Source organism: Rhizobium sp. P32RR-XVIII, from assembly GCF_012641395.1.
Classification (GTDB): Bacteria; Pseudomonadota; Alphaproteobacteria; order Rhizobiales; family Rhizobiaceae; genus Rhizobium.
Map to the genome: position 1 here is coordinate 60,898 of NZ_JABAIH010000016.1, position 23,161 is coordinate 84,058.

Here is a 23,161-nt window from a genome sequence, read left to right on the forward strand (position 1 = left end):
CAGAAGGCCCGGCTGAGATCGCTTTGCGTGTTGGAGTGTCCTCCATGAACCAGGACTTCCTCGCCTCCGGTCAGCTGAAGCGCGAGAAGGTCGGGCAGCTGGAGGTGGAATACCTGTACGTCAATACGTCGGCTGAGTCCGGCCGGTCCTCTTGATCGTGCAGGACATCACTGGCCCGCTGTTGCGCGCGCCGGTGCCGAGAATAGCCGGGTGGGGAGCGCATAACGGGTAGGACTAGAAGACTGCTAGGTATCTGAGCAGAAAAACGATGCCGGCGATGATCACGATGGCTTGGACGATCTGCCGGGTGCGGGCGTCGAGCGGAAGACGGTTGATGAGATAAAGAGCCAGCACGATCACGAGGAAGATGATCAGAACAGACAAGCCCACCGGCCCCAAGCTCCTTCGTCATGGCGCATAATCGCACTGGTTTAATTATGGGCATCGGTTGAGAAGGAAAGCGCTACGGCGAAAATTCCCTCTACTCCCGTCTGCAAGGCACGGCGGAACGTCTGACCGCCAAGTTAAAGCGAGTCACCTCCCGATTCTGAAGTGGTGAAGTGGCAGGCCCGATCTCCTCGACTGACCGGCATTCCCGTTGTCGCCTCATAGCAAAGCGCGGCGGCAGTCCAATAGGGGAGCGGTCGCCAGTCGTCAATAATCGTAGCCGGCCTTCTGGGCGGCCTCTGATCACAGATATCCACCGTCTTCGTGCTTGAAACGATCGATCTGGTTCTGTGCCTTGAAGTAGGCCTCTCTCCAAAGCGTGAAGTGCACAGGATCATTCTTGGGATTGTAAGGGTTGTCCCCTAGGTACTTGCCAGTCCTGGGCGCCAGCGACCCCGAATGTCTGGCCTGCCAGTGGCTTGTTTTGCTTTCGTCGGGGATTGTGGAAATACCCTCGCGCCGCAGTACCGTACGACGGAGTTCTGCCGGAAGACCTTGGACTGCAAAGCGAGGAAGCGCGGCGGCCAAAGCGGCGGCCTCTTTGTTAGGCTTGCCGAAGTGTCGATCAAGCTGGATGGTAAGGTCGGCGGGAGCCGTCATTCCCTCTCTAAAGAGGCGGATCATCAGCTTGGTTGCGAGGTTGAAGCGCCGGGGCTGCGTAATATCGTCCGTAGAGCCGGCATCGTTCAAAACGCCATACAGCATGTTCATGTTGTCGTCAGTCAGATTTTGGGTGGAAACTTCGGAAGACACGATGTCCTCCTTCCGGTCGAGGCTAGGGTCTGGCGGCCCTCAAACAGCAGCGCCCGTAATGATGACTGCTGGAGGCGGTACCATGCGCCTTCGTAGGTAGCAAAGCAAACGGTATCTTTCGAAGATGCTAAGACGCACCCCGCGCTAATCGCTTGCGTCATGTGCTCCCACCAAATGGCGCGGCACATCTGATCCAGAGGACTTCGGGGCCAGCCAAGGGAAAGGAAGAGACAAAAGTAGGTTCGCCACACGGTCCCAATACCTAAGCTCAAACTTCCGCTAATGTTCCGGTTCAAGTAACGCACCGTGTGCCGCCTAGTCGAGAAGGCGGAACAGCGCCGCCAGACTGCCGATTACGCTGGCAATCGCCCAAGCATAGCCAGTCCCATCAGCAGCCACATTCCCCAGCCAGGCTGCCGCGGCTCTCCCTGATCTTCCGGCCTCACGCGCTGACTTCCCTTCTTTAAGTGATCGCCCTTTTCGCCTCTCCGACAGCTCGGGAAACGCAGGGGGCACATTGCAATTGTTCTGTTGGTACACCACTTGTAAGCTATCGGCAGCTTCTGAAACGGGCGCTGCCGGGTGCGGACGCCAATAGCGTTCCAGCCCCAACAAAGGAGGACGACATGTCTTCCGCCTCCATTATGTACTCCAAGGACAATCTGATGCGAGCCGCTCTTCGGTTTCGCTACATGGACTTTCTCGTCAAATCAACACCAGCACTGAGTCTGGCGTTCATTCTCTATGTCACGCTCAAGGGTGTCTTCTGGTAGCGCAGCCATTTTGGATCTGCCCACGGCAACAGCCTCGGCTGGTGCCGTGGCTGTCGATAGACCCGCAAAATCACCTCACGCTGGAATCACATTCAAGATGGAACGGACCACAGAAACTGAAATAACATTCGCCCGTCCCTTCGCTCTCAGTTCGTTGATGGTTCCCCTTGAAGCGGGGACGTACCGCCTGATTGTTGAGGAGGAAGAGATCGAGGGCCTGTCGTTTTCCGCCTTCCGGAGAACCAACACCCAACTTGAGATACCGGCCATTACGACAGGCGTGGGCACCAGGCAGCGCCTGCGAGTTTCTATGCAGGAAATCGAAGCGGCTCTGGCGAAGGATGCCGAGCTCTAATGACCGATCGCTGACCGCTGCGATCTCGTCGGCATCGCGTGTTTACGACAAGAAGATTGAGAGTTCTCTCATGGCAATTGAATTTCACAACGGAGCCAGAAGCTATGACGAGATCTCCAGACGAGTTCGCTTCCTCGGCCATGACGGCATGTTCGAAATTCGCTTCTTCGTGGATATCGACGTATTGGCTAAAGGACCGGGCGAGACGGCGACCCTCCTTGTCCTGCGGGCGTAGGGCGAGGCTATCACCGGGACCGGGTCGGTGAATGTTTGCCGTTTGCACTGCCGATACGTGCAACGCCAGCGGCTTAACTGAAGCTTTACCGTCACTTCATTGCCTTGGATCGGCAGGTCCTGGAGACTGCGGTACGACCAGCCGTGCCGACTTCTGCTCTGATGTCGGCAATCTGGGCATATGCCCGAGGATGGTCCGCAAGCAGACACAACACAATCACCATCGTCGGATCGATACGGCGCATTGGCCCGGTCCCGAAGTGGATCGGGCACCATCACAGCCAGCCGCGAGAGATCGGAGGCGGGTTTTCTATCGCGAGGCTTTTTCGCCAACCAGCAGCGCGAGCTTCTGCCTCGGAGCAGAACCAACGCTCGCCGTATTGGGGTGAGATCTTGGTCTCAGCGTAAAACTTCTGGCCGGGAACGTGGTAGATGCGCTCGCCACTGTTGATGCTAACATTGCCCTTGATGTCGCAGGCGCCGCCCAGGTTCATCGTTGGGGCGAGGGAGTTGATCACGTCGACACCGACGTATCCAAGCAAGCCGGCGCCGATGATCGCCAGATAGAACGACTGCATCGTGAAGAGCGGCAATGCCTGCTTCTTCGTCTGGTATCGATGCGGCGGAAACGAACGGTGTGTCGGCATGGGGTGACGATGCTCTTTCGCCTTAAAGATGCAAGGTGAAGTTGAGCTACAGGTAAAGTGCCGGTTGGCGAAATCGCTAAAAGGCAATCAGTTCACGCCGCATAGCAATACGAGGGGAAGCCGACGCGCCCCGCCCATAGAGAACGCTGATGCATGCACCAGCGCCGTCGGCCAGGCCGGGAGGGTAGCCCGGCACCAATTCGAGGCCAACTTTATAGCAAACCGGCCTTTCGCTATAGGGTGGCGCATCAGATTATAGTTTGCAGCCCGTCAGCACCCGGTGGCGGGCTTTTCATTTGGAGAGCGACCCGCTTCAGTTTGGAGCTGGTGTAGTTGGTGCGGGGTTAGCCGGCGGTGTGGTCTCAGTAGAAGCGGGGGGCGAGCCCGGAGCTGTTGCGGTCCCACTTGGTCGCTCGCGTCCGAAAAGCACCACCAAAGCTACTATGATGATGATAACAACGACGATTCCAATGATCATGTTTCGATTCATGACTTGGTCCTCCAAAAGTTACGCGTCCGAGGCCTATTGGACAGGTAGTTGTTAGCATCTGATTGTCCATAGGCGTTCTCGATCCCGTATCTGGGTGAACCAGCCATTTCTGAATGGAGCGGAGACTCCGATTTGTCCGAGGTCAGCTCGGAAGCTGCGAGCTTAATCGCTCAGGTGTGGCGCTTAGGTCTGATCAGCGCCTCCAGATCGCCGCCGCTGACGATAGGTTCCGGCATTTGCCCGGAGTGCACGAAGACCTCGATGGCTTGGAGGTCAGCTCGTAAGCTTGCCCGGCGGCTACGCGTTCTCGGTCGCGACCAACGTCCTTCTTATCGTCTGCCATTGCGTCCTCCTCCATTGGAGCGGAGGAACGCACGACACGTGGAATTAGTTCAGGCAGGCAAGCCCGCGCCGCCGCTCCGGAGTTAGCCATTCAGGAGAGATCATGGAAAGCATTCTGACGCTGGCGCTCATGCTCCTCGCAGTGCATTGGCTGCTCGACTACCCGCTGCAGGGTGACTTCCTCTCCAAGGCCAAACAATCAGGCCCGCTGCGCGTTTATCACCTGATCGCACATTCCGGTATTCAAGGCGCCGGCGTAGGGCTGGTCACCGGCAATGTGTGGATCGGGTTAGCGGAATGGCTGGCTCACACGATCATCGGCGAGGCAAAGGTGCAGGGCAGGACGACGTTCGCCCAGGATCAAGCCTTACACATCGCCAGGAAGGCCGTCTGGCTCGCCTACCTCCTCCTGTCCGCAACGCATGGATCGTCTATCTCGCCTTGGTGGCGTTGATGTTCTTCATGAGCTCGCTGCCTATGTGGTGGCAGCTATGACTCCCCGTGCAGAACGCGCGATCCTCGCGCTTCTCTGTGCTGTTGCTGGCGCCTGTCTCGTCTATGCCGTGTGGTCCATTTGGTAGAAAATTCATATCGCGAAATGCGACGGCCTCACCGGCCAGTAGAAATGATTTTGCTCAGGAGGCCCAGTAGAGTTTGCGCGCTCGCCAAGCGTCTTTCATCTTCTCTAGGATTTCAGCTTCGGTTCGATGCGGAAACTGAGTGTGTAGGGCTGCAGCCATGGCTAAGATATCGACGTTATTGTTTTTTTCGACCTTAGCCTTATCGGCAGCGCCATTGATTTGATCCGCCAACAGCGCGTCTTCGTCTTTGCTCATTCCATCCTCCTAAGATCACCCATGCCAGTCCTGACAAACGCAGGCATGAGCGTTTCGCCCAAACGGTTGCGAAAGGCAAGACGGCAACAAGGAGGCTGGATAACTCCAACAAGGGATAACACCATGGCAACGATGGTCGACCTCGCGCGCACTGCGGCAGAGAAGAAGGAAGAACTCGACCGCTGGGAGAAGGGGCCGACCGAATCCGATCGTCCGGACTATGCCTACGGCCTCACGCTGTTCCTCGATTACACGACCCTCAAGAAGATGAGTCTCACCGATCGCGACTTCGACAGCGGACAGCCGGTCACCATCATGGCCCACGCGATGATCACCGAGGACCGGATCGAAATCGTCAACGGCGAAAAGAGACACTCGATCTCGCTGCAGGTCCAGAAGATGGCCCTTGAGCAGGAGACGAAGGACGTGGCCGATAAGTTCTACGCCGAAAAGGCATCGGCTTGATATCGAGGTCTGGCATGCTCGGTGTAAAGCAGCTTCGTTTTGTCGAAGAGTATCTGATTGATCTCAATGCCACCCAGGCTGCGATCCGCGCCGGGTATAGCGCAAAGACCGCATCCGAAACAGGCATCGCGCCTGTTAGCGAATGTCAAGGTTGCAGAGGCCAACTGGCGCATGGACTTCGTCGCGTGACCCCGCAAACGAATTCGCACGCTCTCTCGCCAAGGTGCTTATCATCCAAGGCGGCTATTCCAACAATCCGAAGGACCCCGGCGGCGCGACGATGAAAGGTGTGACGCAGGGTGTCTATGACGAGTATCGCCGCACGCACGGCCTACCCCTCATGCCGGTAAAGAACATCAGCAATTCCGAACTGGAGGCAATCCACCGCAAAAAGTACTGGGACGAGATCAAGGGCGACAAGCTGGCGCCCGGTGTCTCGTATGTCGTCTTCGACGGTTCGGTGAACTCCGGTGTTGCTCAGTCCGTCAAATGGCTACAGCGCGCGCTTCAGGCGATGGGACTTTATCAAGGTCTCATCGACGGCATTCTCGGGCAGGGGACGCTTCTGGCACTCGGTGGCGTCAACGACAATGACAGCCTGATTGCGCGCATCCTCGACCGCCGTCTGGCATTGCTCAAGGCGCTGAAGACATGGAAGCGTTCGGCAGGGGCTGGACGGCCCGCGTCAACGGCGTGCGCGCTGTCGGGCAGGCCTGGGCAACCGGCTCCGTTGGCCCTGAGATCGAGCTGCAGCAGGCCCAGGATCAATTGACGCTCAGCACCAGCAGCGAGTTCATCGGCAAGCTTGTCGCGGGGCTCATCATCGCCAGCGCCGTGTTGACGATCGGCGGCCTTGCCTATCGCTGGTATGCGAAGCGCAAGAGAGATGAGCTGCAGGATGCTCTCGATCTGAAGGTGGCGGTCAATGCTCAAGCTGCTGCCTGAATGGCTCAAGATCGGCGCGGGAGCGGCCTTGGGCGCCGCGCTGGTCGTCTATCCCGCAATCCTCATTGGGCGCTCTGAGGGACGCCAACAGGCCGCAACCGTCGCACTGGAAGCCGCGGTCAAACGCTTTGCCGAAAAAGGAAAGATCAATGGTCAAGTCTCTTCTCTTGATGCTGCCGCTCTGTGCAATGATTTCGGGCTGCCAGACCGCGACAAAGCCGACTGCATGCGCCGGGTTCGAGAAGCTTCAGCCAAGCCTTGAAACGTCGGTCCTCATCCTCAAGACGGATCGGCCGTTTGCCAACCAGGTGGCGTCACACAATCGCTTCGGCGCCTCTCAGGGCTGCTGGTAGCAAGGGCCCGGCCTCCTCGTCAGGCCGAGCCCTCCTGTTGCCGCCTCAAAGCTTGCTGAGCACGGCGGCGGCGAAATAGTCGATCGGCTTTCGCCGGTCAAGCACGCATAGAGCATTGAAGGGCAGGGGCGGCGGATGACATGAACAACAATGATGCACACCGAGTTTATACGGATGCAGTGACAGCCCAGCTCGACGAGCGGGTGACCGATCTCGGACGCCGGCAGACCGATCTTGAACCGGAGATGCGGGCTGGGTTCAAGGGGATCGATGCCGCCGTAACGGCGCTGGCGAACGAGACGAGAGCATCGATCGCAGCTCTGTCGACGAACCTGGCAGAGCGGAACAAGCCGCAATGGCAGGCCCTCGGCGTGGCGCTGACGTTCGCGGCGATGCTCGGCGGCCTTGCTTATCTCCCAATCCGGGAGGCAACCAGCGACCTGAAGCGATCCGTCGGGATCCTCGCAGAGAAGATGGTGACGCAGAGCGAGCTTGAATGGCGCACACAGCGAAGCGCCGAGGATCGCGCCAGGACGGACGGCAGCGTTAAGGAGCTTCGTGATGCTGAGGTACCGAGGGAAGAGCTCGACCGCGTCTTCGCCAGCTATGATCAGCGGTTCACCGACCAGCAACGGCAGCTCGACGACGTCAAGCAGGCGCAGGGCAACGTCTACGGTGCGAGGGCTATCCTTTTGGACCTTCGGGAGTGGATCGATCGTATCGAGCGTCAGCGGCTATCTGCGGGGCAGACAGGCCCGTCGCAATGAAACGTAGAAAGGCGACCAGGGGGCTCGTCCAAAAATGGCGAGCCTCGTCCAGAAATGGCGAGCCCCTGGTCTAATGGCGGCCGCGGATATTGGGTAACGTGGCCGTCACGGCGCTGTGCTTTGGGGGGGGCTCCAGCGCGGCAAACTAAAGCTCCGGGGAGCCTGATCGTCAATAATCAATTAGGGTTAAGCCAGTCGTTATCGGCGGATCGAAGGGCCCGCTCCTACGGAAAAGCGAGCCCTTGCCGCGCCTCCTGTATCCCTTGCCATTCAGCGCGGAATTGACCACACGGCACCAGGGAAGAGGGCTGCGGCTCCAACATCACTGGCGACTAGGTAAGGAAGACTACCGCGCGGCCATATTGATAACGGGTTTCCTCAGCGAGCGTTCCGGTCCGCTACCGTACAGTCACAGAAAAAGCCCCGCCGAAGCAGGGCAGTTCTCATCAGCATTCAGGGATCGCGCAACCGATCCCAACGCAGGAAACGAATAAGGACCCCCCAGGTTCCAGCCCGACCATTCGATCAAAAAGAAGCCCCGCCGAAACGGGGCAGTTTGACGAAGAAGGATCGCGCGACTTTCCAGTAAGGGCAAAGGAAGGGTCTATCAGCGAACCACGCCCCGCGATCCCAACAGCTAGAACACCGAAAGCATTCACAAGGTTCCGGTGCGGTAGCGTACCGATCGCAATCGGCTCATATGACGTTGAACAGCGCGGCCAAGCTCCCGGTGACTTCGGCAAATAGCTCGCCTTACTCAGGCGGTGGGCCGTCATTCCCCCGGCTGCCAAGCCGAGCCTCACGTAACCTCGCGGTCTTGGCTTCGCGTTGAAGGCGTTCCGTTTCGAGGATGGTTTTGGCAACTTTATTTGTTGCTTCCAGCCTCGCTTGTTGCTCGCTTGCAGATCGGCTACCCAACTGTTCCTCCGTTGCAACTGGTATCATCCCGCGATTGGGGGATGCTGTGTTAACGGGCTGCTTAAAAACTTAGCCCTGCGCGGACCTGCTTCAAGCATCGGTCCGTTGCCGTACGGTGGCAGCCCGCCTCAAGACTCTGGGATACACCAGTCGTTTCGATGCCCGGGCCGCCACTTTCGAGCGAAGCCTTCCCGCAACAGCGTCTTGCCGATCTCTTGCGTGGGCATAGCCTATGTTATGGAGACCGCACGACGTTGAAAGTTCGTTGTCGGATTTTCCGATAGTGACGCCGCCGGTACCGCGATTACGCCTTTTCGCATGAGTGGCTTTTTAGCCTCACGCATAAACCATTCGTTGAGACCAGCAATTTTAAACTGCTTCCATTTCAAAGATGGATTTCATCATGCCTGATTTGTTTCGATACATCGTTTTCATCGGCTTTATCGCATTGGGTTTCGGGTGTGCCCTGGTCACTTACTGGCTTTCTTCCCGGCGGTGACATACGCTCACGCCAGCTTCCGTTCCTTGATGCACTTCGCGTGCGATCCGATCTCCGGTGTATCAATGCCCGAGACGAACGGAACACCTTCCCCCAGCGATCGCATATCGGCAGGCATTTCACCGTATCGCCGTCCACGGCAATCATGGACGCGCATACCAGCAGTCCGGATATCACTGCATCCCCCATGGAGCGAGCGACAAACTGCCGCTCCTGTAATCTTCAGCATCGCTACTATCTTTTGGCAATGTCCAAAAGTTCTGTCCACGTTGCCCTTTACGTTGTCAGTTTGGTCCTCGCTCTGACCGCGCTGGCTCTCGCTTTGAGAATGGGACACACGCCGTCGTCGATCCCGATTTAGAGACGGTCACCTGTTAGAGCGATGCGGCGGCAGCCCGCGATAATTCAACGGCTGATGCTTCCGGCAATACCAGAGCGTGATTGCCTTGCTCTCCTCGAAGCAGTAGCAGCCCCATTCCGTGCCGGCGCGTGCGCGGCGACAATCACGATGAGACGCGCATTGCCTCGCCTGAAATGTTCCTGAACTGTTTGTTGTTGCCTCATTTGATTTGCTCCCGGTCGACAGAAACCGGAAGCGAATCAAATGAGGCAGATCAGCATGGCGACGAGAAGGGAACTTGCAGGAGCAGTAGGGGAGCGATACCGCAGTGGGAATCGGAGCGAGAAGTCACGGATACTCGATGAATTTGTGGCGACCAGCGGCCTTCACCGCAAGCATGTGATGCGTCTGTTGCGCAACGATTGTGGATCGCGTGATCCTGCACGTCGTCGACCGCGGATCTATGACACAGCAGTTCGTGAGGCGCTGGTGGTACTGTGGGAGGCGTCGGACCGGATTTGCGGCAAGCGGCTGAAACCTCTGTTGCCAATATTGATCGAGGCGATGGAACGTCACGGTCAACTCGATCTTGCTGCGGAAGTTCGAGAACCGTTGTTGGCGATGAGCGCGGCGACGATCGACCGGGCACTGCGCGACGTGCGTGAAGCGGCCGGTGGTCGCAGGCGCCGCAGAACAGCCTCCTCCTCAGCGCTTCGCCGCAGCATCCCAATCCGGACCTTCTCGGACTGGCAGGACCCTCCGCCTGGCTTCGTCGAGGCGGATCTCGTTGCCCACAGTGGACCAATGGCGAGGGGCAGTTTTATCCAGACGCTCGTGCTCACCGATATTGCCTCCGGTTGGACTGAGTGCGCTCCGCTGCTGGTCCGGGAACAAAACTTGCTGAGCGAGGTGTTGACGGAACTGCGTCGTCTTCTGCCGTTCCCGCTCCTGGGATTCGACACGGATAATGACAGCGTGTTATGAACGAGACGATCCGCGACTACTGTCTGAACGCCGGGATTGTGTTCACCCGCTGCCGACCATATCGCAAGAATGACCAGGCTTTCGTTGAACAGAAGAACGGCGCGGTGGTGCGGCGCATTGTCGGCTATCGCCGCTTCGAGGGGGTGCAAGCTGCGGCGTGTCTGGCTGCGCTCTACCGAACGGTGCGGCTCTTCGTTAATTTCTTTCAGCCCTCCTTCAAATTGAAAGAAAAGTACCGTGACGGCGCGCGCGTGAAGAAACGCTACCATCCTGCGGCTACTCCCTGCCAGAGATTGCTGGATCATCCGGAAACGCCGGAGGCAGTGCGGGCCGATCTGCGTGCTATGAGCGCGTCTCTCAATCCGATCAAACTCCTGCAAGAAATACGGCTTGCCCAGCAGCGCCTCGCTGACCTTGCCGACCGAACCGGCGCATCACCGGAAGCCTCGGACCTCGACAGCTTCCTGCAGGGTCTGCGCTCGGCATGGCGCGAGGGGGAGATACGGCCAACGGCGCGGCTGAAACAAAAACAGAAGCGTGAACGGCGCCGACCGGATCCACTCATAAAGGTGACGGATGAATTGAAAGCATGGTTCGACGAGGAACCATGGCTGACAAGCCGGGAATTGCTGGAGCGCCTCCAAGAGAAATACCGCGGTGAATATCGGGATTTGTTACTGCGCACATTGCAGCGGCGGGTCAAAATCTGGCGAAAAGAAAGGGCTCCCGCCATGGTATTTGGGGTATCAGGCCTCCAGGCATCGTCCACACCCGCTGTCCTATGATAACGATGCGGTCGGGAGCAAAAAGATGAGGCAATCGATGAAAGCCTCAGGAACATCCTTAGCTGAGGCAATACGAGTCTCACCTTGATTGTCGCCGCGCACCGGGGCACTATCCGTAGTTGGTCCTTGCACCTTCGCAGTGACAAGGCTCTCGATGATCTGGCGCGGATGTTCAACTCGTACATCCGCGGCTGGGTCAACTTCTATGGTCGGTTCTGTCCTTCAGCTCTCCAACCTACGCTCTGGAGCATCGAACGATACTTGGCTCGATGGGCTTCGGGAAAGTACAAGTCCTTGCGTGGGCACAAGCGGCGATCCCGGCATTGGCTCTTGCGCATCGCGCAGCGCCAACCTCGGCTGTTCGCCCATTGGCCACTGCTTCATGGATACGGCCGGACAATGGGAGCCGGATGATGCGAGAGTATCACGTCCGGTTCTGAGAGAGCGCGGGGGTGCAACTCCCCTGCGCCACTCGCCTCGTCATCACCATTCAAGGAAAGAAACCCTGGCTGTGGCGGGCCGTGGATCAGGAGGGCTTTGTTCTCGACGTTCTGGTGCAAAGCCACCGCAATGCCAAGGCCGCCAAGCGTCTGATGCGAAAGCTCCTCAAGGGTCAAGGCCGTTCGCCGCGTGTGATTACTGACAAGCTCCGATCCTATGGCGCGGCAAAGCGCCAGATCATGCCGGCGTCGAGCATCGTTCGCACCACGGTCTCAACAACAGGGGCGGAGAATTCCCATCAACCGGTCCGACGACGCGAGAAGATCATGAAGCGCTTCAAGTCAGAGCGGCACCTCCAGCGCTTCGTGTCCATCCACGATCCGGTCGCCAACTTGTTCCACATTCCCCGACACGACATTTCATCTGTGCATCATCGCGAACTGCGAGCAATTGCCATGCAAATGTGGAGTGCAATCGCGCGCATCGAAGCCGCCTGAGCCAAGGCCATCCTCCATGATTCTGGCCGGGAAACATTAACTTTACGGTGCCAATGGGAGCAATCGCCTCAGCAAAAACTCGTGCAACAACTCAACTGATCGGGGCCTGAAGCCTACGAGTAATCCTCTGCGACGCACTTAAAAGGGCATAGTGCCTATAGTTTAGGCAATCTCAAAACTGCACAATTTATACCCTTGAAATGTACTCGGAAGTGTGTTTTGCTAACCAATATATTGGATATCGGAAGATAAACGAATGCTCCTCGACGAAACTGTCCAGCCTGTTAGCCGAAAGGATGCGGTCCTGATGGTTTTGCGGCGCGCAATCATTGAAGGGCGGCTAGCACCTGGCGAAAGACTTGATCCCGCCGGCATCGCAGCTCAACTGAATTGCAGCCGCATGCCAGTCCGCGACGCGCTGAAGGAACTCGAAGCCCAAGGGCTGGTCACCTGCTATCCATCGAGGGGGACCGAAGTGTCGCTGCTTGACGCTAAAGATCTCGAGCAAATCTTCGCAATCCGACTGGCTTTGGAGAAGCTCGCCCTCGAGCGCGCGATCGGATTGATGACGGAGAGCGATCACGGATTGCTGCGCAGCATGCTTTTGCGGATGGACCACTGCGAAACACTCAAGGAGTGGCTGTCCATCAACGAAGACTTTCACGGCCATATCAATGCCGCCTGTGGCTGGCCGCGCCTGGTCAGCCAGATCGAGCGGGAGCGCAGCAATATCGAGCGGTATATCCGCCACCGCATCAGGCTCGACGGTCGCGATGAACCACGCAAGGAACACTGGGCGTTGCTAGATGCCTGCATCGCACGGGACGTGACGAAGGCCTGCAGCGTTCTTGAAAAACATCTTTCAACAACCGCTCGACGTATCGTCGAAGAACATAACGAAAATCAGATATGAACTCCATAGAAACCGAAATTTCTGAAGCGCCTCTACTGGCCGATCTCAGTAATGTCAGTATGCAATACGGCAGCGGTACCCTGGCGCTGGCGGACACGTCGCTCAAAATCAGAGAAGGCGAATTCATTGCCGTCGTCGGTCCGAGTGGTTGCGGAAAGTCATCGCTTTTAAAGCTTGTGTCCGGCCTACACCCACCCAAAAGAGGTCAGGTGGTCGTTCAGGGAAAGCCGGTCACCGCGCCCATCAACATATGCGGCATCGCCTTTCAAAACTCGAACCTTCTTCCCTGGCGCACTACATTGGAAAACGTGCTGCTGCCGCTGGAGATCGTCGAGCCTTATGCGCGCAATCTGCGCCGTAACCGCACAGAATATGAAGAACGAGCCCGCGCCCTATTAAAAACGGTTGGCCTGCAAGGCTTCGAGCAGAAATATCCCTGGGAATTGTCCGGTGGCATGCAGCAGCGGACATCGCTTTGCCGCGCCCTGATCCACGACCCCCGATTGCTTCTGCTTGACGAACCCTTCGGCGCGCTCGACGCGTTTACCCGCGAAGACCTCTGGGAAACACTGCAGAAGCTCTGGTTCGAAAAACGACCGACAGTCATTCTCGTTACTCATGATCTTCGCGAAGCTGCCTATCTGGCTGACACGATTTACGTCTTCGGCCCGAGGCCCGGTCGGATCGTTGCCCAGACCAAAGTCGAATTTCCCCGTCCTCGAACCCTCGAGTCCACTTTCGAACCCGACTTCGTCGACCTCGTCCATTCCCTACGCGGCAAGATCGCACATTGAGGCAGCCAATGCTTGCAAACGTCTCAAAGAAATTCTCTCCGGTATTGATTACGGTCGGCTTTTTCCTCTTCTGGGAAATCGCCTGTGTGGTCTTCCAGATCGATCGGTTCATTCTGCCGCGCCCGTCTGAAGTGGCGGTCGAGTTGGTGAGCCAGTTTCAGGCCCTGTGGCTGAATTCAGTTTTCACCTTCTACACCACGCTCGCGGGCTTTGCCGTCGCCGTAGTGGTGGGAGTGTTCCTCGGTATGCTCGTCGGCGCTATGCCGTCCGTCTATCGCGGCCTTTACCCCATCATGGTCGGCCTCAACTCTATTCCGAAGGTCGCTATCGTTCCCATCCTGGTGATCTGGTTCGGCATCGGCATGATGCCGGCAATCCTGACGGCCTTTTCGATCGCCTTCTTTCCGATCATGGTCAACGTGGCGACGGGACTTGCGACGATCGAGCCAGAGTTGCAGGACGTTCTTCGCGCCCTCGGAGCCAGCCGCTGGCAGATCTTGAGAAAAGTCGGCCTGCCGCGAGCCATGCCCTTCCTGTTCGCCTCACTCAAGGTCGCCATCACGCTCGCGTTCATCGGCTCTGTGGTTGCCGAAACGGTCGCGTCTGACAGGGGTATCGGATATCTGATGATGTCGGCCAGCGCGCGTTTTGACGTGCCACTCGTTTTCGCCGGCCTATTCGTCATCGCGATCATGGGTGTCGTTATGTACGAACTCTTCGCCTACGTCGAGCGCCGCATGACTTTCTGGGCGACGCGCTCCAGCAACGCCGTTTCCTGAAAGTGAAAGTGACATAGACATGCTTCCCAAGCACGGACGTTATTCCTTTTCGCCGATCTACGATCGCCCCGACTATTTGTGGCCAGGCAACAAGCGGCTGGCAGTCTGCGTCGTTACCAACCTGGAAGTCTATGCCTACCGGAAGGGTACCGGCTGGGACCCCGCCAAAATCGGCGAGCCGCAAAACCAGCGGAACTACGCCTGGCGCGATTACGGAAACCGGGTCGGTATCTGGCGGCTGTTCGACCTGTTCGATCAGCTTAATATTCCCGCGGCGCATAATTGCAATTCATTGCTTTATGACGACCATCCGCAGATATTTGAGCGGATCAGAAAGCGCGGCGACGAAATTGTCGCGCATGGACGCACCAATGCCGAACGCCAGGGAGATCTCTGGGAGTTGGACGAGCGCCGCCTAATCGACGATGTCACAAGCGCAATCACCCGCAACGAAGGTCATCCGCCGAAAGGATGGATGGGTCCTGCAGCGTCGGAAAGCAATGCGACCCCCGATCTGCTGAAGGAAGCCGGCTACAAATACGTCATGGATTGGCCGGCGGACGATCAGCCCTTCTGGCTAAAGACGCGCTCAGGCCCCCTTCTGTCGGTGCCCTACCCGGCGGAGCTCAACGATTCCGCATCAATCATTCATCGCCGCAATACGGCGGATCAGTTCGCCGACATGATCGTCGCCCAATTCGACGAGATGATCGAACAATGTGCAGCGCAGCCGCTCGTCATGACGATATCGCTTCATGCATTCGTCATTGGCCAATCGTTCCGGCTCGGCGCCTTGCGCAAAGCCCTGCGTTACTGCGTCGAGCATCCGAAGGCGGACCGCGCTTGGTGGACGACACCCGGAGCAGTAGCCGACCATTGCTACGAACTTCCCCCCGGCGTTGTTCCCGGCGACGCCCCGTGACCAAGCAGCAGCATAACCGCGCAAACCTCATAAAAACATAAGGTGGAACAGATGAAAATGCATTTAACGGCAGCGGCAATAGCAATCGGCTCTATATCGCCGGCAATGGCGCAATCGGTCGAAACGCCCGATGTGAAGATCAGTCTGGACTGGGCTTTCCAGGGGCCGCAATCGGTCTTTCTCTACGGCGTAGACAAGGGCGAGTTCACGAAACTGGGAATCAATGCGCAGGTCGACCGCGGCAACGGTTCGGGAGACACGGTGACGCGCGTCGCATCCGGAGCCTATCAGTTCGGCTGGGCCGACATCGCGACGATGGTGAAGTTCAACGCTCAGAACCCCGGCAAGGAACTGGTCGCCATCTACGTGACCGGCGGTAATTCGCCGCTTGCCGTCGTCACGGTTGATGGACGCGGCATTAAGAGTCCGAAGGATCTGGAAGGCAAGAAACTCGGCGCCACGGCTGGCAGCGCTGCGCTGGCACTGTTTGACATCTTCGCAATGGATGCCGGATTCGATAGCAAGAAAGTGACATGGCAACAGTTGAGCGGTGCCCTGCGCGAGCCAATGATGGTGAAGGGCGAGGTTGCTGCTGTCGCAGGCTTCACGACGTCGAGCGTGATGAGCGTCGTCGATCTCGGTATACCGCTCGATAAGGTCGTGACGTTGAAATACAACGATTTCGGTGTGCGGCAATATGGAACCGCTATCGTCGCCCAACCCGAATTTGTCAAGAAAAATCCGAAGACCGTGGCCGCCGTCGTCAAGGCGATAAATGCCTCCTTCATGGATGCGATCGCCAATCCAAAGGAGTCCGTTGCGGCAATCAAGTCGCGCGATCCTCTGGTCAATCCCAGCACAGAGTGCATCCGCCTTGTCGACGGGCTTCGCGACCTGACGCTGACCGACGAGTTCAAGACGAATGGCATTGGTTCGTTTACGACCGATCGCATGGCGGACTCCGTCAAGGAAATCTACCAAGCGTTTGATTTAAAGGGAGATATCTCGGTCGATAAGATCGTGGTCAATGATTTCCTGCCGCCCAAGGAAGAGCGCATTCCGCCGGCTCTTGGGTCCTGCAACTAAGGCCCGCAAAGACATACCACGCCGGCGCGAGCGGTGTAGAGGCTGCCGCGCTGGCGATACCGATGACACCGATTGCGATGTCAAACGAAAATCCTGACCGATCGCATCGCGATGACGCTACCCGCAGGCTGCCGCCGGAAGCAATCCGAAGCCCATCCGGCTCTGCCCAATTTTTAGGAGATAAGAACCATGTCCGACAGTGTCGGCAATTCCGTTCGCAACCGTCTGCCCTATATCCCGATTCACGAGAGGCCGACGCTGACTTTGCCAGGCAATGCTCGCGTCGCCGTATGGACGATCGTCAACGTTGAAAACTGGAGCCCTCTTGGCGCTATGCCGCGCGCCGTTCTGCCGCCACCCATGGGCCAGCCGCTGATCCCGGACGTCCCGAACTGGGCCTGGCATGAATATGGTATGCGCGTCGGCTTCTGGCGCTTTTTGGAGACGCTTTCGTCCCGAAATCTAAAAGCAACTTTCGCGGTGAACGGCACCGCCTGCAAGCTTTATCCGCAAGCTTGCGCGGCTGCGAGGGATGCCGGCTGGGACTTCATGGGGCATGGCTTCGTTCAGCGGCCGATGCATAAGGTGGAAGACCAGCAATCGGCGATCCGCGACACAATTGCCGCGATCCGCGAATTCACGGGCTCGGCACCCAGAGGATGGGAGAGTCCCGGCATCACGGAGACCGACGAGACGCTCGACCTCTTGGCGGAAGGTGGGATCGAATATGTCGCGGACTGGGTGCTTGATGATCAGCCGGTGGAACTCAAGACCCGCTCTGGTCCTATCGTCTCGGTCCCATACACGGTGGAAATCAACGACGTGGTGATCAGCGCTGTCCAGCAGCAGCCTTCCGACGAAATCCTTCGCCGCGGCAAGGATCAGTTCGATCGGCTCTACCTCGACGGCGCCAAGGCGCCACGCGTCATGGCGATTTCGATCCACCCCTACCTGACCGGCGTGCCACACCGGATCAAATATCTTGAGGCCCTTTATGACTACATTCTCGGCCATGACGAAATCGTCATGTGGACGGGGGCCGAAATTCTTGACTGGTACAAGTCGCAGCCAAAGCCTGCTATTTAGGGCAATCACATGACACTGCCGAAGGTTCTCGTCGTCTCTCTTGGCGGCACTATCACCATGACGAAAGGCGCGGGTGGGGGCATTGCTCCGACCCTCGATGCCAGCGATCTTGTTGCCGCCGCTCCGGAATTGGTGGCGCGAGCAGAGATCGACACTGCCGCGCCGCTCAGGCTTCCGGGTGCCAATCTGACTCTGAACATGCTGACAGAGGTCGTTAGTATGATCGATGAACGGTTGGCGTGGGACTGCGATGGAGCCGTCGTTGTCCAGGGAACCGACACGATCGAGGAAACAGCCTGGATACTGGATTGCCTCATCAGGTCCCACAAGCCGGTCGTGGTAACCGGCGCTATGCGCGGAGCCGACGCTCCCAGCGCGGACGGACCGGCCAATATCCTGTCCGCCGTCACCGTTGCCGCCAGCAAGAAGGCGCGGGGCCTGGGCTGTCTCGTCGTCCTCAACGACGAAATCCATGCCGCGCGCTATGTGCAGAAAACCCATACCGTGTTGCCAGACACCTTCATGTCGGCTGGTACCGGACGGCTGGGACTTGTGGCCGAGAGCCAGCCGTTCTTCTTTTCGCGCATCGACCGGCTGCCGCCGATCCAGCCCAGCTCGCCATTCGATGTACGGGTGGCCTTGTTGACGGTCGGCCTGGGGGACGATGGACGTCTGCTTCATGCCATTCCATCGCTCGGATACGAGGGGCTCGTGATCGCCGGCATGGGCGTCGGTCACGTTCCCGCCGTGTTGGTTCCGGAAATCGAGAAGATCGCTAAAGATATTCCTGTCGTTCTGGCAACTAGGATCCCGGCTGGTCCCTCGTTGAAATCGACCTATGGCTTTCCGGGATCGGAGCGCGATCTCCTTTCAAGAGGACTCTGGTCGGGGGGACGCCTGTCCGCCCTTAAGGCGCGGCTGACGCTGGAGATGCTTCTCGCGTCGGAGCCCGAGAGAATGCGGGTAAAAGATCGCTTCGCCATCTACGCGGACCTGTAACCCTGAGTGGAAAGAAAAGCTGGGGTCGAAGACGCATTTTTCGACAAACGCACACCAATCCGGATAGCATTGGAATTTCATGCATCTGAATGAACTTCTTAAATATTTCGAGGACCTATGCTCAGATTTCTCGCAAGGATAACACTACAGAAGAGGGCTGCATGACGATCGAAATTTCCGGATTCTCTCTGGTCAGCCAAGATCCGATGATGGGCTATGGCGCAGTCGGGGAAGGCATGTCGATGCAGGTCGCGCGCGACGGTCGGCGCATCCTCTGGATAGCACATGAGGGGCCACCGAAGAATTTCACCGGCATTGACGTTTCCAATCCGAAACGTCCGAAGGTCGTCGTGCAGACCGATCTGCCACACGGGCGTGTGCGGTCGAATTCCCTCGAAGTGGTCGGCGACATCATGGCGGTCGCTTATCAGACAGTTGAGCCGGGCTTGACACCCGCCGGTTTCGAACTGTTCGACATCAGCGTTCCGGAGCAGCCAAAGTCGATCAGCTTTTTCGATTGTTCAGGACCTTATTCCCGCGGTGTACATCAACTGTGGTTCGTCGACGGCCGCTATGTCCACTTCGCCGGTGGCGCCGCCGATTTCCAGCCGCGCGACCAGAAGGACGACCAGATTTATCGCATTGTCGATATCGCGAATCCCGCTCGGCCTGTGGAAGTGGGGCGCTGGTGGCTGCCGGGGATCCGCGAAGGCGATGCGGGGGCGCCCCCAAAGCGCTTGAAGATCGATTCCGGCTTTCGCGCGCACAACACCAACGTCTATCCGGATCGGCCCGACCGCGCCTATATCGCCTTCCTGGACGGGGGCGCATTCATTCTCGATATTTCCGACATGGCGCGGCCGAAGGTCGTCTCATCCTGGAACCCTCATCCGCCCTATCCAGGTTTCACCCACACGGTCATGCCGCTTTTCTCGCGAGACCTCCTTCTGGTGACGGACGAATGCGTCCTGGACAATGGCGCGGACTGGCCGAAACTATCTTGGGTTCTGGACGCCCGCGAGGAAACCAATCTCGTACCGATTTCCACCCTTCCGCTACCGTCGGTGGAGGCGTTCGCGCCGCGCGGAGGACGTTACGGCTCGCATAATCTGCATGAAAACCGGCCCGGCGAAACCTCCTTCCACTCCGAAAATCTGATCTTCGGCTGCTTCTTCAGCGGTGGCGTCCGCGCTTACGACCTATCCAACCCTCTTCAGCCAAAGGAGATTGCGCATTTCGTGCCGGATACGCCAAAGGGATCACGGGTGACGTCGGCGCAGATCAACGACATCTATGTCGACGAGAACGGCATCGTCTATGCCGGTGAGCGGCATACCGGAGGGCTCTACATCCTCGAACCGGATTTCTGATGGCGAACGAACCGAACCGCATTCCCGTCATTTTGGTCACCGGTTTTCTTGGCAGCGGCAAGACGACCCTGCTGAACGCTCTGCTGCGGCATCCGCAGATGGCCGACACGGCGGTTGTCGTCAACGAGTTCGGTGAGATCTCCATAGATCACCTTGTCATCGAAAGTGCCATCGAGAACACGGTGGTGCTGGAAAACGGCTGCATCTGCTGCACGGTTCGCGGCGATCTGGTCGACACGCTCGGAAACTTGAAACAACAGGTGGCACGTGGAGAGGTGCCCGCATTTTCCCGCGTCGTGATCGAGACGACGGGCCTGGCCGAACCGGCGGCGATTATCCAGACTCTCGTTACGGATCCGATGCTCGCCGGCGAATTTCGGCTGGGCCTGGTGGTCACCACCGTCGACGCACAACACGGATTCGGCGAGATCGAGCGGTTCGAAGAGGCGGTCGAACAGATTGCCGCCGCCGACCTCCTGCTGGTGACGAAATCCGATCTCGTCGTGAAAGCCGCACTGCAAACCCTGACGGAAAAAGTTACTGCCATCAATCCGGCCGCGGTCAGGCGTCTGACGGTTCAGGGCAATCTCGATCCGGATTGGTTCATGACCATGGTGCCGCCGGTCGACGATGAAGAAGAAACACTCCGACGCTGGAGCGAGACGCTCTCGACCTTCGAGCATGAACACCGCGGGCACCATGAACACGACCATGGTCACGATTATGACCATCATCATTTCCATGGCGCCGCCTCCGGAATCGAAACCTTTTCGCTTGAACTGGACCGGCCTCTTCCCGCGGATATCGCTATGGAATGGCTGGACGGGCTGTTGTCGCTGAGGGGAACGGATATCCTGCGCCTCAAGGGCGTGCTGGCCCTCGAAGGCCGCGACGGACCGGTTCTGATCCAATGCGTGCAGCACACGGCTTATCCACCGGTGGCGCTCGATCGCTGGCCGGACGGTCCGGGCAGGACGCAACTCGTCTTCATCACCCGTGGCATCGACCGCGCAGGCATCGAAGCAAGCCTTCGCGCAGCGCTGCGGGCACGAGCGAATCCGTGATGTTCAAAGCCGGAAACGTGGGAAGGCAAGGCCTGAGGGAACGTCCTCGCCAGCCCAAAACCGCAATTCATCCAGCGTAAAAATCGATCTGAAGAAGGTATCGCCGGCGCGCAGGTCGTCGGCCGAGAACTCCCGGAGATCCACGCCGTCATCCTGGAGAGCCTGCTTTAGTCTCCGGGCTGCACCGGGCATCAGCCGGATCGGCTTGGCGAGTAGGGCGACCCACCGGCCCGTGAGCAAAAAGGCGATGTCCGCTCGCGCCGGCACGTTTTCCAGCGGTTCCGCCAAGTGAGCGCGCGGCAAAGGCAGAGGCGCGGAAAACGACAGATGCTCCGGACGGTAAAGCCCCCCGAACGGCAAGAGCCTTGTCTCGATCTCGTCGTGGTGGCGCTCGATCTCCGACCGAATGAATTCAAAATAGCCGTCCAGAAACGCCCGGGACAACTGATCCCAAGGCGAGCAGAGAGACAGGAGATGCTCTCGCATGGCCCCGAACTGGCCGTCAACCGACATGTCCCGTGGCGGCGGGCTCGGTAGCACGAACAGCTGCCGGCTGATACGCAGGGTGGCGCTGCGATTGGGTTCAGCCACCACATGCGGAAATTCGCTCTTCCGCCGCCCAATGTCGCTATCGTCGACCGGCCAGTCGTCGACACCGAATGGGACGATGTGTTGCATCTGGCCGTTCATGCGTCCTTTCCGGCAGCGATTTTCATACGCTCAAGCTCGACCCAGCGGCCCTCATCGTGGCATGTATGGCAAGCCTCGACGAGATGCAACCCTTTCGCACCGTCGATTAGCTGCCATGAGAAGGACGCATCATTTCGACAATTACTTTACTGAGATTGCCACGAAGACGGTGAAGAGGTTCCCGATGAGAAAAGCCGCTTTGTCTGGCGTTGTTGCATCGGTCGAGGGATGGACGGATTTTACTCTTTGATGCCGTGGCTATGCCGTAGCTGCCTTGCATAGGATGGATTTCGGGCGTGCGCATGCAAGCATTCGGTTGAGGACAGAGCAGCCGATGGCAACTTCGGTCTGCTGTGCACCGAAGGACCGAGCCCCGCAGCCGGTGTCCGACGATCGACTTGTATCGACCGATCGTGGTCTCGACGAGCGACCGCTTGCCGTAGCCGGTTGCAGCTTGCCACTTCATCCGCCCTTCCTTGTTGATCGCCGCGATGTGCCGGTCGCGCTGGCGGCTGGCGGTATCTGTATCCGAACGGTCGACCGCGTTAACCTGAGGTGGAGTGACAACAGCAGCATCGACGCTGTGCCTGGCGACGACGCCGTAGGTCGGATTACCGTCAAAGCGCCTGACCCGATCGGGCCGTCGATCTGGTCGAGCAGCGGTTCGATCTGTGAGGCGTCACCCGTGTCCTGGTCGGTCATGACATGAGCGATGATTTCGCCGCTGTCGGCGTCCAGCGCCAGATGCAATTTGCGCCAGCTCCGGCGGGATTTGGCGCCGTGCTTCTCTTCCAGCCACTAGCACCGTAGACTTCCAGCCCGGTGCTGTCGATGAGGACGTGCACAGGGCCTTTAATCGGATCGTTGCGGGCTTGCCTCCTGTCAGACGATCGCCATTTCCGTGCCCGTCGGCTCAGCGTCGTGTGATCGGGGACGGCGAGATCCAATCCCATCAGGCTCAGCACCGATGCCAGCAAGCCCTCCGTCTGGCGCAGCCGCAGGCCGAATACCAGGCCAACGGTCAAGGCTGTTTCGATAGCCAGATTGGAATAACGCGGCTGGCCACCGCGGGTCGTGCGCTTCGGCGCCCGCCAAGACGACAGCGCTTCTGCCGTCATCCACAGCGTCAGACTGCCTCGCCGGCGAAGGCCTGCGTCATATTCCGCCCAGTTCGTCACCTTGAACTTCATCTTGCCAATGCGATGGCGGCGAGCGGCATTGTGTTTGAAGGGCATCGTTGCGAGACCAGTGATTTCGTTTGCCGATCACCTACGCCAACGCGATTAACGATCCGCGCACCAACTCTCCTCTTGGGTGCAATTCCCAATGCCCTAATGCTAGAGTTCTATCCTAAGCGGGTCGCGTCCAGCGCACAGGACGTCTTCCTTTATGGGGCTACTATTAACTCGGATGGAACCGTCACGGTCCCTGAGGTGCCAGGGATCGGATGTGATCCCAACGAAGACGTGCTCAAGCGAATGGATCGGCTGTCTTAGACCTTCGGGTGTTGGCGGTGGCGCTTTCAGGCGCCACTGCGTAGACTATTGAGCGGTGAAGGAGATATCATGCAGGCCAACCCCATAGCGG

At 58.4% G+C, this 23,161-nt stretch carries 25 protein-coding genes and 6 pseudogenes; 23 read left to right on the top strand and 8 right to left on the bottom strand.

The genetic code is table 11. The features are described 5' to 3' along the window. Positions 1 to 234: 234 nt before the first annotated feature. Both HGP14_RS28600 and HGP14_RS28605 read right to left on the bottom strand, forming a co-directional pair. Positions 235 to 390 carry a Thivi_2564 family membrane protein gene (locus HGP14_RS28600; RefSeq protein WP_168833197.1) on the bottom strand — a complete coding sequence of 52 codons (156 nt, stop codon included), beginning with the start codon at positions 388 to 390 and terminating at the stop codon, positions 235 to 237. 300 nt (positions 391 to 690) lie between these two features. Further along, the gene (locus HGP14_RS28605; protein WP_168833250.1) at positions 691 to 1,200 is read right to left on the bottom strand and encodes a hypothetical protein; all 510 of its coding nucleotides are present in this window, start codon (positions 1,198 to 1,200) and stop codon (positions 691 to 693) included. A gap of 626 nt (positions 1,201 to 1,826) precedes the next feature. Here HGP14_RS28605 and HGP14_RS28610 point away from each other — a divergent pair. The 3 genes from HGP14_RS28610 to HGP14_RS28620 all read left to right on the top strand — a co-directional run bounded on the left by HGP14_RS28610 (position 1,827) and on the right by HGP14_RS28620 (position 2,563). Continuing rightward, entirely contained in the window at positions 1,827 to 1,973 is a 147-nt protein-coding gene (locus HGP14_RS28610; protein WP_168833251.1) for a hypothetical protein, read from the top strand. Positions 1,974 to 2,070: 97 nt separating this feature from the next. After that, positions 2,071 to 2,328 carry a hypothetical protein gene (locus HGP14_RS28615; protein ID WP_168833252.1) on the top strand — a complete coding sequence of 86 codons (258 nt, stop codon included), beginning with the start codon at positions 2,071 to 2,073 and terminating at the stop codon, positions 2,326 to 2,328. A gap of 70 nt (positions 2,329 to 2,398) precedes the next feature. After that, positions 2,399 to 2,563 (top strand): DUF1488 family protein, encoded by a 165-nt coding sequence (locus tag HGP14_RS28620; RefSeq protein ID WP_168833253.1) that lies wholly within the window; start codon positions 2,399 to 2,401, stop codon positions 2,561 to 2,563. Here HGP14_RS28620 and HGP14_RS28625 read toward each other — a convergent pair. Together HGP14_RS28625 and HGP14_RS28630 are read right to left on the bottom strand one after the other, a co-directional pair. Next, positions 2,506 to 2,835 (bottom strand): annotated as a pseudogene (locus tag HGP14_RS28625) (transposase family protein); the annotation flags it as partial. The gene HGP14_RS28620 and the pseudogene HGP14_RS28625 overlap by 58 nt on opposite strands. Positions 2,836 to 2,837: 2 nt before the next feature. Further along, complete coding sequence (locus tag HGP14_RS28630) at positions 2,838 to 3,209, bottom strand: hypothetical protein (protein WP_168833254.1); 372 nt, start codon at positions 3,207 to 3,209, stop codon at positions 2,838 to 2,840. Between the two features lie 935 nt (positions 3,210 to 4,144). Between HGP14_RS28630 and HGP14_RS28635 the strand changes: the two genes are divergently transcribed. Next, positions 4,145 to 4,495, top strand: a complete 351-nt coding sequence (locus HGP14_RS28635; protein ID WP_205927386.1) for a DUF3307 domain-containing protein — start codon at positions 4,145 to 4,147, stop codon at positions 4,493 to 4,495. A 181-nt stretch (positions 4,496 to 4,676) separates the two neighbouring features. Here HGP14_RS28635 and HGP14_RS28640 read toward each other — a convergent pair whose 3' ends face one another. Beyond that, a complete protein-coding gene (locus HGP14_RS28640) occupies positions 4,677 to 4,877 on the bottom strand; it encodes a hypothetical protein (RefSeq protein ID WP_168833255.1) in 201 nt (66 codons plus the stop codon). A gap of 123 nt (positions 4,878 to 5,000) precedes the next feature. Here HGP14_RS28640 and gp10 point away from each other — a divergent pair, with 123 nt between their 5' ends. From gp10 to HGP14_RS28665, 6 genes and pseudogenes are all read left to right on the top strand, one after another. Continuing rightward, positions 5,001 to 5,342, top strand: a complete 342-nt coding sequence (gp10, locus tag HGP14_RS28645) for a capsid staple protein (protein WP_168833256.1) — start codon at positions 5,001 to 5,003, stop codon at positions 5,340 to 5,342. Between the two features lie 14 nt (positions 5,343 to 5,356). Then, positions 5,357 to 5,422 (top strand): annotated as a pseudogene (locus HGP14_RS35810) (terminase small subunit); the annotation flags it as partial. 71 nt (positions 5,423 to 5,493) lie between these two features. Beyond that, complete coding sequence (locus HGP14_RS28655) at positions 5,494 to 6,114, top strand: glycoside hydrolase family 108 protein (RefSeq protein WP_246704635.1); 621 nt, start codon at positions 5,494 to 5,496, stop codon at positions 6,112 to 6,114. Next, a complete protein-coding gene (locus HGP14_RS35815; protein WP_246704636.1) occupies positions 6,111 to 6,287 on the top strand; it encodes a hypothetical protein in 177 nt (58 codons plus the stop codon). Before HGP14_RS28655 ends, HGP14_RS35815 begins: the two co-directional genes overlap by 4 nt. Continuing rightward, on the top strand, positions 6,268 to 6,549 hold the full coding sequence (locus HGP14_RS28660; protein WP_168833257.1) for a hypothetical protein: 282 nt from the start codon (positions 6,268 to 6,270) through the stop codon (positions 6,547 to 6,549). The genes HGP14_RS35815 and HGP14_RS28660 overlap by 20 nt, the downstream gene beginning before the upstream one ends. A gap of 231 nt (positions 6,550 to 6,780) precedes the next feature. Then, on the top strand, positions 6,781 to 7,407 hold the full coding sequence (locus HGP14_RS28665) for a hypothetical protein (RefSeq protein ID WP_168833258.1): 627 nt from the start codon (positions 6,781 to 6,783) through the stop codon (positions 7,405 to 7,407). 1,427 nt (positions 7,408 to 8,834) lie between these two features. Here the strand turns inward: HGP14_RS28665 and HGP14_RS35820 are convergent. Beyond that, positions 8,835 to 8,971, bottom strand: a pseudogene (locus HGP14_RS35820) (thermonuclease family protein); the annotation flags it as partial. Between the two features lie 457 nt (positions 8,972 to 9,428). Here HGP14_RS35820 and HGP14_RS28670 point away from each other — a divergent pair. The 13 genes and pseudogenes from HGP14_RS28670 (at position 9,429) to HGP14_RS28725 (ending at position 20,884) form a co-directional block, all read left to right on the top strand. Beyond that, a pseudogene (locus tag HGP14_RS28670) lies at positions 9,429 to 10,933 on the top strand (transposase). 126 nt (positions 10,934 to 11,059) lie between these two features. After that, on the top strand, positions 11,060 to 11,347 hold the full coding sequence (locus HGP14_RS28675) for a group II intron maturase-specific domain-containing protein (RefSeq protein ID WP_246704641.1): 288 nt from the start codon (positions 11,060 to 11,062) through the stop codon (positions 11,345 to 11,347). 38 nt (positions 11,348 to 11,385) lie between these two features. Beyond that, positions 11,386 to 11,871: a DDE-type integrase/transposase/recombinase gene (locus HGP14_RS28680; RefSeq protein ID WP_168833259.1), complete on the top strand. Its 486-nt coding sequence runs from the start codon at positions 11,386 to 11,388 to the stop codon at positions 11,869 to 11,871. A 307-nt stretch (positions 11,872 to 12,178) separates the two neighbouring features. Beyond that, a pseudogene (locus tag HGP14_RS36795) lies at positions 12,179 to 12,337 on the top strand (GntR family transcriptional regulator); the annotation flags it as partial. A gap of 9 nt (positions 12,338 to 12,346) precedes the next feature. Then, positions 12,347 to 12,784, top strand: coding sequence for a GntR family transcriptional regulator (locus tag HGP14_RS28685; protein ID WP_312862210.1), 438 nt, complete (start codon positions 12,347 to 12,349; stop codon positions 12,782 to 12,784). Positions 12,785 to 12,843: 59 nt separating this feature from the next. Continuing rightward, positions 12,844 to 13,578 (top strand): ABC transporter ATP-binding protein, encoded by a 735-nt coding sequence (locus HGP14_RS28690; RefSeq protein ID WP_205927392.1) that lies wholly within the window; start codon positions 12,844 to 12,846, stop codon positions 13,576 to 13,578. Between the two features lie 8 nt (positions 13,579 to 13,586). Then, complete coding sequence (locus HGP14_RS28695) at positions 13,587 to 14,357, top strand: ABC transporter permease (RefSeq protein ID WP_168833262.1); 771 nt, start codon at positions 13,587 to 13,589, stop codon at positions 14,355 to 14,357. A gap of 19 nt (positions 14,358 to 14,376) precedes the next feature. After that, entirely contained in the window at positions 14,377 to 15,279 is a 903-nt protein-coding gene (locus HGP14_RS28700; protein WP_168833263.1) for a polysaccharide deacetylase family protein, read from the top strand. A gap of 51 nt (positions 15,280 to 15,330) precedes the next feature. After that, the gene (locus HGP14_RS28705) at positions 15,331 to 16,365 is read left to right on the top strand and encodes an ABC transporter substrate-binding protein (RefSeq protein WP_168833264.1); all 1,035 of its coding nucleotides are present in this window, start codon (positions 15,331 to 15,333) and stop codon (positions 16,363 to 16,365) included. Between the two features lie 189 nt (positions 16,366 to 16,554). Further along, the gene (locus HGP14_RS28710; RefSeq protein ID WP_168833265.1) at positions 16,555 to 17,451 is read left to right on the top strand and encodes a polysaccharide deacetylase family protein; all 897 of its coding nucleotides are present in this window, start codon (positions 16,555 to 16,557) and stop codon (positions 17,449 to 17,451) included. Between the two features lie 9 nt (positions 17,452 to 17,460). Then, on the top strand, positions 17,461 to 18,450 hold the full coding sequence (locus HGP14_RS28715) for an asparaginase (RefSeq protein WP_168833266.1): 990 nt from the start codon (positions 17,461 to 17,463) through the stop codon (positions 18,448 to 18,450). Positions 18,451 to 18,611: 161 nt separating this feature from the next. Then, entirely contained in the window at positions 18,612 to 19,820 is a 1,209-nt protein-coding gene (locus HGP14_RS28720) for an LVIVD repeat-containing protein (RefSeq protein WP_168833267.1), read from the top strand. Further along, a complete protein-coding gene (locus tag HGP14_RS28725) occupies positions 19,820 to 20,884 on the top strand; it encodes a GTP-binding protein (protein ID WP_168833268.1) in 1,065 nt (354 codons plus the stop codon). The genes HGP14_RS28720 and HGP14_RS28725 overlap by 1 nt, the downstream gene beginning before the upstream one ends. Before the next feature lie 3 nt (positions 20,885 to 20,887). On the opposite strand, the gene HGP14_RS28730 is transcribed toward HGP14_RS28725, so the two are convergent. Both HGP14_RS28730 and HGP14_RS28735 read right to left on the bottom strand, forming a co-directional pair. Beyond that, complete coding sequence (locus tag HGP14_RS28730; RefSeq protein ID WP_168833269.1) at positions 20,888 to 21,574, bottom strand: hypothetical protein; 687 nt, start codon at positions 21,572 to 21,574, stop codon at positions 20,888 to 20,890. A gap of 258 nt (positions 21,575 to 21,832) precedes the next feature. Next, positions 21,833 to 22,809 (bottom strand): annotated as a pseudogene (locus tag HGP14_RS28735) (IS5 family transposase). Positions 22,810 to 23,161 lie beyond the last annotated feature (352 nt).

Bases quoted from the DNA above. Each gene is read 5' to 3' on its own strand.
- HGP14_RS28610 (WP_168833251.1), top strand. From the start codon at position 1,827: ATGTCTTCCGCCTCCATTATGTACTCCAAGGACAATCTGATGCGAGCC.
- HGP14_RS28615 (WP_168833252.1), top strand. From the start codon at position 2,071: ATGGAACGGACCACAGAAACTGAAATAACATTCGCCCGTCCCTTCGCT.
- HGP14_RS28620 (WP_168833253.1), top strand. From the start codon at position 2,399: ATGGCAATTGAATTTCACAACGGAGCCAGAAGCTATGACGAGATCTCC.
- HGP14_RS28630 (WP_168833254.1), bottom strand. From the start codon at position 3,209: ATGCCGACACACCGTTCGTTTCCGCCGCATCGATACCAGACGAAGAAG.
- HGP14_RS28635 (WP_205927386.1), top strand. From the start codon at position 4,145: ATGGAAAGCATTCTGACGCTGGCGCTCATGCTCCTCGCAGTGCATTGG.
- HGP14_RS28640 (WP_168833255.1), bottom strand. From the start codon at position 4,877: ATGAGCAAAGACGAAGACGCGCTGTTGGCGGATCAAATCAATGGCGCT.
- gp10 (WP_168833256.1), top strand. From the start codon at position 5,001: ATGGCAACGATGGTCGACCTCGCGCGCACTGCGGCAGAGAAGAAGGAA.
- HGP14_RS28660 (WP_168833257.1), top strand. From the start codon at position 6,268: ATGCTCAAGCTGCTGCCTGAATGGCTCAAGATCGGCGCGGGAGCGGCC.
- HGP14_RS28665 (WP_168833258.1), top strand. From the start codon at position 6,781: ATGAACAACAATGATGCACACCGAGTTTATACGGATGCAGTGACAGCC.
- HGP14_RS28690 (WP_205927392.1), top strand. From the start codon at position 12,844: ATGCAATACGGCAGCGGTACCCTGGCGCTGGCGGACACGTCGCTCAAA.
- HGP14_RS28695 (WP_168833262.1), top strand. From the start codon at position 13,587: ATGCTTGCAAACGTCTCAAAGAAATTCTCTCCGGTATTGATTACGGTC.
- HGP14_RS28700 (WP_168833263.1), top strand. From the start codon at position 14,377: ATGCTTCCCAAGCACGGACGTTATTCCTTTTCGCCGATCTACGATCGC.
- HGP14_RS28705 (WP_168833264.1), top strand. From the start codon at position 15,331: ATGAAAATGCATTTAACGGCAGCGGCAATAGCAATCGGCTCTATATCG.
- HGP14_RS28710 (WP_168833265.1), top strand. From the start codon at position 16,555: ATGTCCGACAGTGTCGGCAATTCCGTTCGCAACCGTCTGCCCTATATC.
- HGP14_RS28715 (WP_168833266.1), top strand. From the start codon at position 17,461: ATGACACTGCCGAAGGTTCTCGTCGTCTCTCTTGGCGGCACTATCACC.
- HGP14_RS28720 (WP_168833267.1), top strand. From the start codon at position 18,612: ATGACGATCGAAATTTCCGGATTCTCTCTGGTCAGCCAAGATCCGATG.
- HGP14_RS28725 (WP_168833268.1), top strand. From the start codon at position 19,820: ATGGCGAACGAACCGAACCGCATTCCCGTCATTTTGGTCACCGGTTTT.
- HGP14_RS28730 (WP_168833269.1), bottom strand. From the start codon at position 21,574: ATGAACGGCCAGATGCAACACATCGTCCCATTCGGTGTCGACGACTGG.